The organism is Nonlabens ulvanivorans (assembly GCF_000732625.1).
GTDB lineage: Bacteria > Bacteroidota > Bacteroidia > Flavobacteriales > Flavobacteriaceae > Nonlabens > Nonlabens ulvanivorans.
Genome location: NZ_JPJI01000032.1, coordinates 1258560 through 1273486, shown reverse-complemented (window position 1 = coordinate 1273486; position 14927 = coordinate 1258560). Strand labels below are relative to the sequence as shown.

Annotated in this window: 15 protein-coding genes; 11 read left to right on the top strand and 4 right to left on the bottom strand. The window is 33.7% G+C overall.

Features of this window, described 5'->3' with window-relative positions; translation table 11 throughout:
* Positions 1-22 precede the first annotated feature (22 nt).
* Together ribH and IL45_RS12815 are read right to left on the bottom strand one after the other, a co-directional pair.
* Positions 23-544, bottom strand: a complete 522-nt coding sequence (gene ribH / locus IL45_RS12820) for a 6,7-dimethyl-8-ribityllumazine synthase (protein WP_036584618.1) — start codon at positions 542-544, stop codon at positions 23-25.
* A gap of 4 nt (positions 545-548) precedes the next feature.
* A complete protein-coding gene (locus IL45_RS12815) occupies positions 549-1337 on the bottom strand; it encodes a tetratricopeptide repeat protein (RefSeq protein WP_036584615.1) in 789 nt (262 codons plus the stop codon).
* Between the two features lie 183 nt (positions 1338-1520).
* Between IL45_RS12815 and recF the strand changes: the two genes are divergently transcribed.
* From recF to IL45_RS12800, 3 genes are read left to right on the top strand one after another with little or no spacing between them, the layout of a single operon-like run.
* Complete coding sequence (gene recF, locus IL45_RS12810; RefSeq protein ID WP_036584613.1) at positions 1521-2600, top strand: DNA replication/repair protein RecF; 1080 nt, start codon at positions 1521-1523, stop codon at positions 2598-2600.
* Positions 2597-3007, top strand: a complete 411-nt coding sequence (locus IL45_RS12805) for a lipocalin-like domain-containing protein (RefSeq protein WP_036584610.1) — start codon at positions 2597-2599, stop codon at positions 3005-3007. Before recF ends, IL45_RS12805 begins: the two co-directional genes overlap by 4 nt.
* Positions 2994-3293 (top strand): DUF721 domain-containing protein, encoded by a 300-nt coding sequence (locus tag IL45_RS12800; RefSeq protein ID WP_036584608.1) that lies wholly within the window; start codon positions 2994-2996, stop codon positions 3291-3293. The genes IL45_RS12805 and IL45_RS12800 overlap by 14 nt, the downstream gene beginning before the upstream one ends.
* Before the next feature lie 44 nt (positions 3294-3337).
* Here the strand turns inward: IL45_RS12800 and IL45_RS12795 are convergent, their stop codons facing one another.
* Complete coding sequence (locus IL45_RS12795) at positions 3338-7702, bottom strand: translocation/assembly module TamB domain-containing protein (protein ID WP_235183353.1); 4365 nt, start codon at positions 7700-7702, stop codon at positions 3338-3340.
* Between the two features lie 146 nt (positions 7703-7848).
* On the opposite strand from IL45_RS12795, the gene tsaD reads away from it, so the two are divergent.
* On the top strand, positions 7849-8865 hold the full coding sequence (tsaD, locus tag IL45_RS12790) for a tRNA (adenosine(37)-N6)-threonylcarbamoyltransferase complex transferase subunit TsaD (protein WP_036584604.1): 1017 nt from the start codon (positions 7849-7851) through the stop codon (positions 8863-8865).
* Positions 8865-9569, top strand: a complete 705-nt coding sequence (locus IL45_RS12785; protein WP_036584602.1) for a 16S rRNA (uracil(1498)-N(3))-methyltransferase — start codon at positions 8865-8867, stop codon at positions 9567-9569. Before tsaD ends, IL45_RS12785 begins: the two co-directional genes overlap by 1 nt.
* Before the next feature lie 13 nt (positions 9570-9582).
* Here the strand turns inward: IL45_RS12785 and IL45_RS12780 are convergent, their stop codons facing one another.
* Entirely contained in the window at positions 9583-9768 is a 186-nt protein-coding gene (locus IL45_RS12780) for a hypothetical protein (protein ID WP_036584600.1), read from the bottom strand.
* A 130-nt stretch (positions 9769-9898) separates the two neighbouring features.
* Here IL45_RS12780 and IL45_RS12775 point away from each other — a divergent pair, with 130 nt between their 5' ends.
* The 6 genes from IL45_RS12775 to IL45_RS12750 are packed head-to-tail and all read left to right on the top strand — an operon-like array spanning position 9899 to position 14920.
* Positions 9899-10537, top strand: coding sequence for a DUF4159 domain-containing protein (locus IL45_RS12775; protein ID WP_036584599.1), 639 nt, complete (start codon positions 9899-9901; stop codon positions 10535-10537).
* 3 nt (positions 10538-10540) lie between these two features.
* Entirely contained in the window at positions 10541-11644 is a 1104-nt protein-coding gene (locus IL45_RS12770) for an AI-2E family transporter (RefSeq protein ID WP_036584598.1), read from the top strand.
* Positions 11645-12808: a THUMP-like domain-containing protein gene (locus IL45_RS12765; protein ID WP_036584596.1), complete on the top strand. Its 1164-nt coding sequence runs from the start codon at positions 11645-11647 to the stop codon at positions 12806-12808.
* Positions 12809-12817: 9 nt separating this feature from the next.
* Positions 12818-13501, top strand: coding sequence for an SIR2 family NAD-dependent protein deacylase (locus IL45_RS12760; protein ID WP_036584594.1), 684 nt, complete (start codon positions 12818-12820; stop codon positions 13499-13501).
* A gap of 40 nt (positions 13502-13541) precedes the next feature.
* The gene (locus IL45_RS12755) at positions 13542-14360 is read left to right on the top strand and encodes a hypothetical protein (protein WP_036584592.1); all 819 of its coding nucleotides are present in this window, start codon (positions 13542-13544) and stop codon (positions 14358-14360) included.
* Positions 14360-14920: an adenylosuccinate lyase gene (locus tag IL45_RS12750; protein WP_036584590.1), complete on the top strand. Its 561-nt coding sequence runs from the start codon at positions 14360-14362 to the stop codon at positions 14918-14920. Before IL45_RS12755 ends, IL45_RS12750 begins: the two co-directional genes overlap by 1 nt.
* Positions 14921-14927 lie beyond the last annotated feature (7 nt).

The window sequence follows — 14927 nt, the reverse complement described above, 5'->3', positions numbered from 1 at the left end:
ATTATTATAAACAAGTATCTAATTAATGGTCGTTTTTAATAGCGGCCATTTTTATTGCAGCTATAGCCGCCTCAGACCCTTTATTTCCATGTTGTCCACCGCTACGAGCAGCAGATTGCGCATGGGTATCGTCTGTTAAAACACAAAAGATAACAGGAATACGAGTTTTATTTAAATTAAGATCTTTAATTCCTTGAGTAACACCTTGACATACAAAGTCAAAATGAGCGGTTTCTCCTCTAATCACATTACCTATAGCAATTATCGCGTCTAATGGTTTTTTAGTTCTTCTATTAACCACTGGATAAGATCTGTGCTGCATCGTTTTACATCCATAGATCAACTCAAAAGAACCAGGAACGTTCATTCTATGAATATTAAACTGGTCAACACCACAGTCCATTAAAGCCTCTACAGCACCTTTATAAAGGTTTTCTGTAATATCATCATTCCATTCAGAAACAACAATCCCGATACGCATTGCTGCGGCATCGGGTAAATTGTTTTTATCGTAATGTGATAAATCTTTTCCTTGTGTTGCCATGTAACTAGTTACCTGATGCTTGTGCCTGACCTAAAAGTACTTTTGCTGTACTAGCCTCATCTGCATCAGCATACATCGATTCTATTTTTTCTAGAGCCTCGATCGCTGTTGATTTATCACCAGTAGCAAGAGCAGCATTAGCAGCTTTTAATAAATACTTAGGAGAAGTAAAATCGTTAGGATTGGTCTCAGCAGCTTGCATGTAATAAGAAACAGCATCTGCAGTTTGATTAACTTGTACTAGTGCATCACCTATTCCAGCAAGAGAAATAGATTCTAATACAGAATCTCCACCTTTATAAGCAGTTAAATGATCAATTGCTTTTTGATAATTATTTCCACCTAAATTTAGATATGCCATTCCAGCTTGATAATTTGCAAGGTTAGCTGCATCAGTACCAGAGTACTCATCGATGATTCTAGTAAGACCAAATTTACCATTTCCACCTTCTAAAGCTAGAGTGTATAGTGAATCTTGAACATCACCTGTAGCAACGATAGCGTCATTGTAATAAATGTTTGCTTGGGTCATCTCTGCCACAGCCTCTTCAGACTTAGGGCCTAATATGAATTGTGTGTAAGCCCACCATAGTAAAGCTATTACAGCAAGTCCACCTATAATATATAAGATTGTATTTTGATTTCTACTTACCCATTCTTCCGTCTTATTTGCTCCTTCATCTAAGGTGCTAAAAACTTCTGCTGTAGTAGATTCAGATTCTAGAACTTCTTCTACAACTTCTTTCTCTTTCTTAGTTTTAGGTTTGTATCCTCGTTTATTATAGGTTGCCATAGTTTATTTATTGAACGCGCAAAAATATAATATTTATCCATAATTAAAAATGTGTTTAAAGCTTTATTCTTCTTAGTTTCAAACCATACCTTTGCGAGAGGTTGAAAAGTGAGCTTTAAATTACGCTTTCGCGAAAGCGAAACAACCTCAACACACTGCAATTCAAAACATTATCAATCATATATGCATCTCGATTTTTTGAGCTTAGTAAATTATAAAAGTTTCGCATCTGCAGAATTTGAGCTGGATGAGAAGATTAATTGTTTTGTAGGCAACAATGGTGTAGGAAAAACCAACGTTCTAGATGCTATTTACCATCTTGCATTTGCAAAAAGTTACTTTAATCCCATTACAGTTCAAAACATTAAACATGACGAGGACTTTTTTGTCATTAATGGAAATTTTAATAAAAATGACCATGAAGAGAAAGTGGTCGTAAGTGCAAAAAGAGGTCATAAACGTGTCGTAAAGCGCAATGGTAAAGCTTATGAAAAATTAAGTGAACATATAGGACTGATTCCACTGGTCATTATATCACCTGCAGATCGTGATTTAATCATTGAAGGTAGTGATACTAGGCGCCGTTTTATGGACAGCGTTATATCTTTAGATAATCAAAATTACTTAAATCAACTGGTTACTTATAATAAGTTGATTCAACAGCGCAATGCGTTGTTAAAATATTTTCAAGCCAACCGTACTTTTGATAGAGACGGATTAGAAGTATATGATGAACAGCTCATCGTACTTGCTACCTTTATACATAAAACTAGAGTAGACTTTCTAGAATCCTTCACTCCTATTTTTAAGAAATATTATGCCTATATTTCACAGAGTGAAGAAGATGTAAATATTTATTATAAATCTGATCTTAATGAAATCGCTGCCAAAGAAGTGTTTGAAAAAGCACTCCAAAAAGACATGCAATTACAATATAGTAGCGCTGGAACACATAAAGATGATTTATACTTTTTACTTAATGGGCATGCCGTTAAGAAATACGGTAGTCAAGGACAACAAAAAAGTTTTTTAACGGCTTTAAAGCTAGCCCAGTTTGAGTTTATTAAATCTCAAAGTGGTACAGTTCCTATTCTATTGCTCGATGACATTTTTGACAAATTAGATGAAAATCGTGTTTCTCAAATTATCAATATGGTGAATGATGAACAATTCGGTCAATTATTCATAAGTGATACGCATCCTGAACGTACAGAACAAGTCGTAAAAGAGATACACCAATCGTATAAGATTTTTAAATTATGAGAAATTTAATTTTATTATTGATATTAATCAGCGTTACTGCTTGCAGTAATAATAGTAAAGAAATGGTAAATGCCATGGAAGGTTATTGGAATATAGAAACGGTCACCTTACCTGACGGTAGCGAGAGAGAATTTCCTTTTTCAAATCATATGGATCATTTTGAAATTGAAGGATATAATGGTGTTAAAAATAGAGTAAGTCCTACTTATGATGGAGGCTTTATTAATTATGGAAGTCCTGTTTCCTTTACATGGGAAGTTGTTGACCAAGATGTTGTATTAACATTTAAAGATGGAGATAGTCGATACCAACAGACCTTAAAAAAGTGTAATGGATCAACACTTATCTTATTGCATGATAACGGAACAGAATACATTTATAAAGCACACGAGAATGCGCAAGAATAAAAAAGACGACTTCTTAAATATGAGCGAGGCTTTAAATGATTTTAAAGCTCAAAATAAACTTCAAAAAGGGTTTGCTCGTGTTGATGTAGAAACGGCATGGAAAGAAGTTATGGGTAATGGTATCATGACTTACACAACACAGATTAAATATAGTGGCACTACTCTATTTATAAGCCTGTCATCATCTGTTTTAAGAGAAGAGTTACTTTATGGACGTACTAAAATCATGGAAAACCTCAACAAGCATTTAGGTAGTAATATGATTGAAAAGCTAGTATTGAGATAAAGGTTTATAACTATGCTTTTGCGAAAGCGTAACTCAACTGAACCTTAGAATTTTACAGGTCCATTATTTAAAGTTGTTGATGCAGATTGTTTAGGCTGTTGTTTTTCAATTTCTAATTTCTTATTAAAGATTTTTTGATATAACTCTTTTAAAGTATCAAAGTCTACTGACCATGATAAACCTATTCCTTGAGCATATCCACTTATATCACCTATTTGCTGCAGGTTATCTTCACGATTGAATATTTTAAGTCTTAATGATCCATCTTTATTAAGTAAAAATTCAATTTCTACATTACCTATGACAGCACGCTCTGTGGCACTAGTACTACCTACTGGAACTCCTAGTTTACCATTTATCAAAACACGATCTGTGATTTGAGTAGTCACAGTTACACCGAAACGATCTGATCGCTGTAAATCACTATTAGGATTACGCTCTGAAGCTTCATAATTAACACCAAATTGAATATCGCCATCACGATTACCTACCAGATCATTCACTATACCAGATAAGCTTTCTACTAGGTTACCAGTTACAGCATTTTGACCTATACTGTTAGGATTATAAAATGTTCCTCCAGTAATGAGAGACATAGCTTGTAAATAACGTTGTGCTTTATCTTCTAAACGATATTGAAGCTCTGAGCTTACTACAGAGTTGGCATTCGGGAATTTGATTTCAAACTCTGGATCAAAGTAGGATAAATTCCCTTCTAACTTTGTAATAACCTCTACCGGAATTTGTGAATTTATATTAGGATTATCTAATAGAATCGCAGGATTTGCTTGTGTTTTATAAGTTGCACTTACATCTATGTTAGCTTCTGTTGGACTACCATTCCAGTCCACGGTACCACCTGGTTGAATGGTAAATTCTTTATTAACTATACCGGCATATTTAAAATTATAAATACCATCATAGACTATAAAGTCACCATACATATTAAACTTACCTAAGGTGTTAATTTCAAGTAATAAATTACCAGCGCCACTTCCTCTTAAGTAACTTCCATTTTCTTGATCTACGGTAATTTCTACCTCGGCAGCAGGAGTTACTTTAAGATTAAACCTTAATTCTAAACCTGAAATATCTTTTATTTGAATGTCTTCACCTGATACACGAGCTTCTTTCTCTTCTGGACTTAAGAAGTAAATGACCGAATTATCACCTATACTTTCGGCATCATTTAAGGGTACTTTAAATATGGTGTCTTCTCCGGTAGTAGCATTTACGTCGATAAACAATTTATCTGTAGGTCCACTTATACTTGCTGTACCGTCTATAAATGCGGTCCCATAATATAAAGATTCTGGCGTTAATCCTGTGTCTAAAACTAGTAATCTATCAGAGCTAAGGTTGAGCCCTAATTCCCAGAAGCCAAAATTCTTATGCTTTATAACTCCAGATAACGTTCCTTTAGTACCATACTTAGTATCTGTTAGTTCAATAGTATTGAAGTCAAATAAATCAGTACTTACAGTAATTTCACTATTTTGAGCTAAGTCAAAATCTGTATTAAGATATGGTATATTCAATCCACCATCTTTTATCACTAATCCACCACTAAGATTAGGTTCTACTAATAAACCTGTAAGACCTATCTCTCCTGTCGCAAATCCTCTCATATTATCGAGCACCTCACCACCTAATGGACTTAAAGCGACTAAATTGAATTCATTAAAATTAAAATCGACGTTAATCTTAGATTGATCACCGGCAGTATTAACCGTACCATTTGCCCAAAGTGTGCGCTGTACGTCATCTTTCAATTGAGCATTTACTTTATACTGGGTTAAATTCTCATTTCCAGCAATAACTAATTCAAAATCTCCTAATGGAGTATCATTTACTTCAAAATCAGATACCGTAAAATCACTGGTAGGTGCATATTTACCATTACTTTGATTTAGTTCTAAAGATCCATTTATGAGGCCTTTCATTTTTAAACTATCTATAGGCGATGTTAAACTAGAAATACGCACATCTTTAAAATCTAAATGAAGTGCTTTATTATCCTTACCACTTACATCACCTGCTAGAGTAATAAACTCTTTTGAGTGTTTAAATACTAAAGTATCTAGGCTAATTTTTTTAAAATCATGATCAAAGGTGAGTTGTACCTCTTTATCATCATTATTTAAAAACCATTTCTTGCCTTGAAATTTGATATCGCTCTTCCTTATTCCTACCACAGATTGACTACTATCGTTTACCGTGTGATAAAAACTAAGGTTGTATTTATCTGATTCCCTTTTTTCACTGGCAAATTCGGTTCTAAAGAATAAGGTATCCTTATTAGTTACATTAATTAGTTTAAAATCATTAACGTCATAAACACCATTCTTTACGTTATCAATCTTAATATAGGTATTAAATAAAGGGTTTTGATTATTGATTTGCACATTAACCTTGTCTAACTTAATATCGTCAAAAAGCTTAATCTCTGGTGTTCTAAAAGTCATTTTAAACTGAGCTTCATTTGATGCTACTTGACCTTTTAATGTTGTGTTTTCGCCTAGAGCGATATCTGGAAAAACAAGATCTACTATTTTATCATATATCTGAAATTCATAATCTAGATATTGATCTTTAGTCACGGTTTCTGATCTATAATTGGTATATACATTACCAATAGCATTTTTAAAAAGCTCAGGTATTTCTTCTAATTTAAATTTACCAGACAATTCTCCTTCTATGATGTCAGGACTATTAATTGTGATCTTGCGCACGTCTTCATCAAATGAGGATACTACTTTAAAATCTTCAAATACATATTCTTTATTATCGTTTTTATAGCTGGCATCTTTAAACTCAACAAAACCATACGCATCATTGATTGTAGTTCCTTGCATCGCCATTACAATATCACCTTTCAATATAGCCGTAGAATCTCTTTTAAAAATATTTATAGCATTTAGGTCTGCATATTCTATGCTAGCCTTAAAGTCATATTTATTAGTTTCTTGTGAAAGATCTGCTAACCCATCAAAGGTCATTTTAATATTGGGATCGTTAATAGATAAGCTTCCATCAAACAATGGCTTTTTAAGTGTTCCATTTACTTTAATGTTACGATAAACATAACCGTTATACTCTAGGTTAATGACACCACCGTTTATATTCGTATTCAATTGATCTGGATTAAAACCTTTTCCATCCACAATTAAATTAAGGGTTGTTTTACCTAAAGAGGATACTCCGAGTAGAGAACCAATGTCTAGATCTGTTACTTGAACCTTTCCTTTATATCCTGGTTGAGTACTTTGAATATTAGTAAGCACTAAATCGGTATCAAAAGCCCCTTTACGAGAAGTACCTTTTAAACGTGACACTACAGTATTTGCATTTACAGATGCATATCCTTGTGCATTAACGGTACCTAATGCGTCAACTTCTACTGGCAAAGATTTTCCTAATATGTTTGGCAAAAAGGCTTTTAAATCTTTATTACTAACTCTTAATTGATTAAAGTCTCCTTCAATATAAAATTCATCGAGATTATCTACCACATTTACAAAATGCATATCTCCATCAATAGAGATATCATTAAGTGCTCTGGCCTTCATCTGATCTACATTAAAATCATTGAGAATTCCAGTCATATGACCACTAAGTTCTACTGTTTCATTTTTAACAATCTCATTATAAAATAATCGCAACTCATTAGTCGCTATAATAGATTCATCAATTTGAAAGTCCCAATCCACTTTATTTGTAAAATCAGAGAAATTATTATTCTGGTAATTCAGTTTTAAATCTCCTTCTAACTTTGATCCTGCGGTCTCTATATATAAATCGGCAATGTGAATTTGAGAACTTGTATAAGTGAAATTAGATTTTAGGTTTTTGACTATTAAATCAGTCACACCATTTTCTTCTTTCATAACACCTGTATGCATTAAGAAATCAGAGTTTTCAATACTTGCAGTAATCACACCACCATCAATCTTAAAATCACTAGCAACCATGTTCAGATTTCTTGCATTAAAAGATTCTGGATATTTGATAGTTTCATCAAATACTATAATATGAGAATTAGTAACATTCAGTTCACTTGCTTCTAAAATAAATGGAGCGTTACTTGAACTTTCGCTACTTCCAAATTTATCTATGAACAGACTTAAGTTATCTCTTGCATCTTCTTTATATCTATGAATGTTTAAATACAACCCATCTAATTCTACAGACCCCAAATCTGGTTGTCCATTAAATAAATCGCTAAAACTTACAATAGAGGTTTCTAAATTTCTTACAAATATTACTGTGTCTTTTCTGTGATCCAGCGCTAATGCGTTTTCTAAGGAGACATTACCAGAATAACTGACATGGATTTTATCAATAGAGATGTCAGTATCATAACTATCATTAAGATATGTAGTTGTCCATTGTGCTGCTTTAGTTTGCACTGATGGAAAGCTGAATGCGATTACTAGAATAATAAATAGCACCAGTAGCACTAGTAGTATCCTTAGTAATATTTTTAAAATCCTTTTAATAGTAGTAGATGATTTACTTTTGCAAATGTCACCAATTTTTATGCCTTAGTATCATAATGCCCACACAAAATACATACATTCTTGCAATTGAGTCTTCATGTGATGACACTGCTTGTGCAATTCTAGAAAATGACCGCGTTTTATCTAATGTCGTCGCTAACCAAAAAATACACGAACAATATGGTGGTGTAGTGCCAGAGCTCGCTTCTAGAGCACATCAATCTAATATTATTCCTGTTGTTGAGGAAGCTCTTAAACTGGCAAAAATTGACAAAAAACAATTAAGCGCCATTGCATTTACTAAAGGTCCAGGTTTAATGGGCAGTCTATTAGTAGGTACCAGTTTTGCAAAATCATTAGCATTATCGTTAAATATACCATTACTAGATGTACATCACATGCATGGTCATATTCTAGCGCATTTTATAGATGATGGTCAGGAAAAACCTAGTTATCCCTTTTTAGCACTTACTATAAGTGGTGGACACACTCAAATAGTTCAAGTCAATAGCTCTAGTAATCTCGTTGTACTAGGTACAACTCAAGATGATGCGGTTGGTGAAGCTTTTGATAAATCAGGTAAAATTCTGGGACTAGGTTACCCAGCAGGACCACAAATTGATCGATTAGCTAAATTAGGAAATCCAAGAAAATTTGAGTTTCCAGTCCCTAAAGCACCAGATCTTAATTACAGCTTTAGTGGTTTTAAAACTGCCGTTTTATATTTTCTTCAAAGAGAGACTAAAAAAAACGAAGACTTTATAAAAGAAAATCTAGAAGATATTTGTGCCAGTATTCAATATACCTTAATTAAAATTTTATTTAAAAAATTAGAAAAAGCAGTTATTCAAACAGGTATAAAACAAGTTGCTATAGGTGGTGGTGTAAGTGCAAACTCTGGTATCAGAGAACATCTTAAATCTATGGAATCAAAAGGATGGAAAACCTTTATCCCGCCATTTGAGTATACCACAGATAACGCAGCCATGATAGGGATTGCAGGTTATTTCAAATATTTAGAAAATGATTTTGCAGGATTAGACACGACTGCTTCACCTAGAATACATATGTAATGCAATTATTTTATAATTCTCAGTTAGATACAGAATCCACATCTTTCACATTAGATCGAGAAGAAAGCAGACATGTATTTAAAGTTTTACGCAAGAAAATCGGTGATAAAATTAATCTTACTGACGGTAAGGGCAATCTGTATCATGGAACTATAAATCACATCACTAGTAATAGATGTGATTTAGATATCGCTTTCGCGGAAGCGTATCCACCATTACCATATCAATTACACATCGCCATTGCTCCTACTAAAATGAATGATCGCATGGAATGGTTTCTTGAAAAAGCAACAGAAATGGGAATCACTAGAATTACACCTATCTTATGTAAACATAGCGAACGACAAAAAATTAATCTAGATCGTTTTAATCGTATTATCATTAGTGCGATGAAACAATCACTACAATTCCATAAGCCAAAACTAGATGAGCTTACCACTTTTGAAGATTTTATAAACTCAGACCTATCAGGTTCCAAGTTTATAGCACACTGTGAGGATGGTGATAAAAACCACCTCATCAATATGATAAGTAAAGGTAACTCGGCAACAGTACTTATAGGACCAGAAGGTGATTTTACGCCACTAGAAATTGAACTAGCATTAAATAATAATTTTAAGCCAGTAAGTTTGGGTGCAACTAGATTGCGCACAGAAACAGCAGGTGTTTACACCGCAGCAACATTGAATATTATAAACAATTAAGGTCTATTTAAACCTATTGTTCATTTTCAATGAGCAAAACACCATCAAGATCAACTTGTTGTTGAACTTCTATTTGATGAATATTTTCTTTTTGTTCTTTCTTTGAATAATCCTCAATGCTTTGAAAAGCAACAGTTCCTAATGCGAGTAACATAGAACAAGTGGGAATAATGATTCTTAGCGAAGTGTTAATTTGCATGATAATTGATTTAAGGGGATTTAAATATATATAATTAATCGTAACGACTTAACCTTAATTTCACTTTTATCTAACAATTATTTGTTAATAATGTATCCTTGCTTATTAAGATTGTTAGATATTTGAACATATGAAGAATTTTATACTACTCTTTTTTTGCTCTACATACCTTGTTATGGCACAAGATGTCGCTGTACTTAAGTATAATGGTGGTGGTGATTGGTATTCTAACCCTACAGCACTTCCTAACCTAGTTGCCTATTGTAATCAAGAAATAGGAACTACACTTTCTGAAGACATCGCTACTGTTGAAGCAAACAGCATTGATATTTTTCAATATCCCTTCATACACATGACTGGTCACGGTAATGTGGTTTTTAGTGAAGATGATTTATCTAATCTTAAAAATTACTTGTTAAGCGGCGGTTTTCTGCATATTGATGATAATTATGGAATGAAACCATATCTAGAAAAAGAACTACTTAAATTATTTCCAGATAAAGAACTTATTGAATTACCGGCTAGTCACGAGATATTTAATAATCATACTCAATTCCCACAGGGCTTACCTAAAATTCACGAACATGATGGTGAACGTCCACAAGCTTTAGGTATTTTTCATGAGGGAAGATTAGTCCTATTATTTACCTTTGAATCAGATCTAGGAGATGGCTGGGAAAGCCCAGAAGTACATAATGACCCACCAGCTGTGCGCAAGAAAGCGCTAGACATGGGAGCTAATATTATAAAATACGTTTTCACAAACTAATCTATGTCTACACCATTACTTAATTCCAAATCCATAGCATATGGTATTTTAAGAGCCCTACTTATTATAGGTGGTGTCTTTGTATTATTATGGTTTATTTGGAAAATTCAATCGGTATTATTATACATAGGGATTGCAGCTGTTATTTCATTAATCGGTAGACCAATTGTAGTCTTCTTGAGAGATCGATTAAAATTTCATAATACCCTAGCAGTCATAATCACTATATTTTTCATCCTACTTATTCTTGCCGGAGTTACTTATATGATTATACCGATCATGCTAGAACAAGGTGAGAATCTAAGCCGCATTGATATTGAAGAAGTAAAAGGTAACCTCGAGGTTCTTAATATTGAAATAAGTGAATACTTTGGGATTAAACGTGTTAATATTTTTGAGCGCATTCAAGGATTAGAATATGTACAAAACTTTGATGTAGAGTTAATTCCTCAGTTTGTAAATGGAATTTTTGGAACGTTAGGTAATATCATGATTGGACTATTTTCAGTTATTTTTATCGCTTTCTTTTTACTTAAAGATAGTAGACTACTGGTTGAAGGAGTACTCGTTTTCTCAAAAAAAGGAACCGAAGGACAATTCCTAAGAGCGTTCAACAAAATAAAAAAACTGCTTTCTAGATACTTTATAGGGTTGGTTCTTCAAGTATTTGTTCTATTTATTCTCTATAGTATCATTTTACTTATTGTAGGAGTAGAAAATGCTTTAATCATAGCTTTTTTCTGTGCCCTATTAAATCTGATTCCTTACTTGGGTCCAGCAATAGGTTCTATTTTAATGATGGGATTTGTCATTAGTGATAATCTAGGAGCAGATTTTACACATACCATATTACCTAAGCTGGTCATAGTAGCCATAGGATACTCTATTGTTCAATTAATAGATAACTTTATTAATCAACCACTTATATTTGGTAAAAGTGTAAAGTCACATCCTTTAGAGATTTTCATAATTATATTAATCGCTGGATTATTGTTTGGCATTATAGGACTAGTACTTGCTATTCCCACATATACCGCTTTAAAAGTGATTTCTAAAGAATTCTTGAGCGAGTACAAGATTGTTCAAAAATTGACACGCAATCTATAGATGAATTTAAAGCTGTTACAGCCTATAGTGCGAGAATATTTATTGGAACATCTCCATGTAAACGCTGCTTCATTTCTTTTAAAGTCACATCCCTTTGATAGTATTAGTCCGCAAGAACTTACACAACAGCTTGTCGGGTTGCAAAAAGCACGTTTAAAGTTTGAATCACTTTTCAATAATGATCAAGTAATTTTCCCTCCTAAGGTAAACTTAGAGCAAACCAGTTCTTGGTCTACCGCTACTTATAAGGCAAACCTTTTTCAAGGTGAGAAAATGATAGATCTTACCGGTGGATTTGGAATTGATACTTCCGCTTTCGCGAAAGCGTATACCAACACCACACATATAGAACTTAATAAAGACTTACAAAGACTAGCTAAACAATTATTTACTGCACAAGAATTAACCACCAAAAGTTATGCTGGTGACGGACTGCAATATCTTATTGAAAGCACATCTATATATGATTTAATCTATATAGATCCTAGTCGCAAAACCGACACAAAAAGCAAAGCGATACAGTTAGAAGATTATGAGCCTAATGTTATTAAGAATCTAGATCTACTACTTTCTAAAGGAAAGAAAGTGATGATCAAAACATCACCCATGCTAGATATAACAGCTGGATTAAAGCAACTTAAAAACGTTTGTGCAATACATATCATCGCTGTAAAGAATGATGTAAAAGAACTTTTATGGATTCTAGAAAAAGACGTAAATGAGGTGATTATTCATTGCGTGAACTTAGAAAGCCAACAACCTGACCTGATATTAAATCATGGCGATATCGCTAGTATTGAACTCAGTGAACCACTGGATTATCTTTATGAACCTAATGCCGCTATAATGAAATCACAAGCATTCGGTCACCTGTGTGAAACGTATGGAGTTTCAAAAATCGATCAAGACGCACATCTTTTTACTGGTAAAAAAAGCACCGATTTCCCTGGCAGAACCTTTATCATAGAAGAGGTAAAAGCATATAAACCCAAAGATATCAAGCGCACATATGCCAAAAGTCATCGCGCTGTCGTCACCAGAAACTTTCGCGAAAGCGTGCACCAACTACGCACAAAATATCAACTCAAAGAACACGAGACCGATTATCTTTTCTTTACCAGTTCTATGGGAAAACCTATTGTAATACAAGCAAAGAAATTATAACTTGTATGCATGAAAAACTTAGTTGTATTAACAGGCGCTGGAGTAAGTGCAGAAAGTGGTATTTCCACCTTTAGAGATTCTGGTGGATTATGGGAAGGACACGATGTGATGAAAGTAGCGTCACCACAAGGTTTTGCCGCAAATCCTGAGCTTGTTTTAAATTTTTATAACCTGCGTAGAGCACAATTGAAAGAGGTCGAACCCAATCTAGCACACCATTGTATTGCCGGAATGGAACGTAATTTTAATGTGCACGTGATTACACAAAACGTAGATGATTTGCATGAACGCGCAGGATCTAGTAATATAATACACTTGCATGGTGAGTTACGTAAAGTGCGCAGTAGCAAGAATTATCATGACCAGCTACACTGGAAAGATGATTTACATTTAGGCGATCTTTGCGATGCTGGATCACAATTGCGACCACATATCGTTTGGTTTGGTGAGGAAGTTCCTGCTATGGAACAAGCGATAGAAATTACCGCAAAAGCAGACGTGTTACTCATTGTCGGTACATCATTACAAGTTTATCCAGCTGCTGGATTAAAAGATTATGCTCCTGACCACTGCCCTATTTATTTTGTAGATCCACATCCATCTTTAGAGAGTAATGGTAGACTTAAAGTGTTTGCTGAGAATGCGAGTACTGGTGTTCAAAAGGTGGCTGATTTGTTGAATATGGAGTTTTGATTTAAGATTATTTTTATATATTTTCATCAAAATCTTGATTATGAAAAAGTTACCTCTTTTATTATTAACATGCTTATTATTTTTCTCTTGCTCTGAAAATAACTCCATAGATGATTTAACTTCTCAAAAAGTAGAAGATCTTGTGTTTTACAACTATGACGGTGAACCAATAGAACAAAAGGATTTGGTTAGCTCATGGAACAACATGATTAATAATTCAGAAACGCCTTATCTTTTTCAAGCTGGAACTTTTAGCATTAAAAAAATTAAAACTCTTAATAATGATGACTTTGAATATGCACTTATAGCAACCAACACGACAAATAAAATTCAAACTGCAGCATTAATCACAGCATTTAAAGAAGGCTATAAAATTAGTAATCGTTCTGTCTCCTGTTATTATTGTGATGTAAATCTTGAATTACAGAGTAAAGATGGATATTGGTCCTGTAGTGGAACTAATGAAAATTGTGTTAAAACATCCCGACAATTTGAAGTAGATTCGGTTAATGAAACTCCAGATATAAAAATACTCTATAGCGTCCAGTTTACAGATGAACCTTTAGGTGATGTTAAAACCTTAAACAGAACCATATATACTGTTTATTCAAATGCATCTACTAAGGATGAGCTGTGCGATACCAAAAGTATATTAAGCGATAAAGCTTATAAAGAAATATGGGTGATTGATGATAAAAATGATCCTAAACAAAATAGAAGTAGAATTGGTCTTCAAGAGATCGACGCTAAAGACGCTCTTCATTTTATATGCAGTGATATAGAAAATGCTATTTATACTAAAGCGGATATGGAAAAATTCGGTAAATACAAACCAGAATACAAGGCTTTTTTAGATTAATGACCGTTAACCAATTCAAAACAGAACTCCAAAACCTCAAAGCTTATAAAGACGAGCGCGTGAGAATAGGTGTCGCAGCAGTAGAAAGTAATTTACTATCAGAACTAATCGACTTATGTAAACCTGAAAGCGGCGTTTCTCATCAAGCCTGCTGGTCGCTGGAGCAATCATTTTTACTTCACGAAAAATCTTGTTATCCCTATCTCAAAGAAATAGGAGCATTATATGAAATGCCCATCAACTCTTCGGGTATGCGAGCGCTTTGTAAAATATCAAGCATCCTTTCTAAAAAGTACTACTGCAAAAAAGAAAGCATTGTAAAATCCTTATTGACTCAAACTATACGTGAGCAAATGGTAGAAGGTTGTTTTCAGGTATTAATCACTACGGACAAGACCGCAAATATGGCCTATGCCGTGTATTCACTATTTGAATTTGGGAAAGAATTTGACTGGATTTATCCAGAGCTTAAACCTATTTTACTTCAAAAACTAGACGAAAATTACGGCAATGGTTTCAAGTCTAGCGCCAGACGCATCATTGCAAAATTAGATTCCTAATTAGAGA

Coding starts and splice junctions, on each gene's coding strand:
- IL45_RS12815 (WP_036584615.1), bottom strand. CDS start 1,337: ATGGCAACCTATAATAAACGAGGATACAAACCTAAAACTAAGAAAGAG.
- IL45_RS12750 (WP_036584590.1), top strand. CDS start 14,360: ATGACCGTTAACCAATTCAAAACAGAACTCCAAAACCTCAAAGCTTAT.
- ribH (WP_036584618.1), bottom strand. CDS start 544: ATGGCAACACAAGGAAAAGATTTATCACATTACGATAAAAACAATTTA.
- recF (WP_036584613.1), top strand. CDS start 1,521: ATGCATCTCGATTTTTTGAGCTTAGTAAATTATAAAAGTTTCGCATCT.
- IL45_RS12780 (WP_036584600.1), bottom strand. CDS start 9,768: ATGCAAATTAACACTTCGCTAAGAATCATTATTCCCACTTGTTCTATG.
- tsaD (WP_036584604.1), top strand. CDS start 7,849: ATGCCCACACAAAATACATACATTCTTGCAATTGAGTCTTCATGTGAT.
- IL45_RS12770 (WP_036584598.1), top strand. CDS start 10,541: ATGTCTACACCATTACTTAATTCCAAATCCATAGCATATGGTATTTTA.
- IL45_RS12765 (WP_036584596.1), top strand. CDS start 11,645: ATGAATTTAAAGCTGTTACAGCCTATAGTGCGAGAATATTTATTGGAA.
- IL45_RS12785 (WP_036584602.1), top strand. CDS start 8,865: ATGCAATTATTTTATAATTCTCAGTTAGATACAGAATCCACATCTTTC.
- IL45_RS12800 (WP_036584608.1), top strand. CDS start 2,994: ATGCGCAAGAATAAAAAAGACGACTTCTTAAATATGAGCGAGGCTTTA.
- IL45_RS12755 (WP_036584592.1), top strand. CDS start 13,542: ATGAAAAAGTTACCTCTTTTATTATTAACATGCTTATTATTTTTCTCT.
- IL45_RS12760 (WP_036584594.1), top strand. CDS start 12,818: ATGAAAAACTTAGTTGTATTAACAGGCGCTGGAGTAAGTGCAGAAAGT.
- IL45_RS12805 (WP_036584610.1), top strand. CDS start 2,597: ATGAGAAATTTAATTTTATTATTGATATTAATCAGCGTTACTGCTTGC.
- IL45_RS12775 (WP_036584599.1), top strand. CDS start 9,899: ATGAAGAATTTTATACTACTCTTTTTTTGCTCTACATACCTTGTTATG.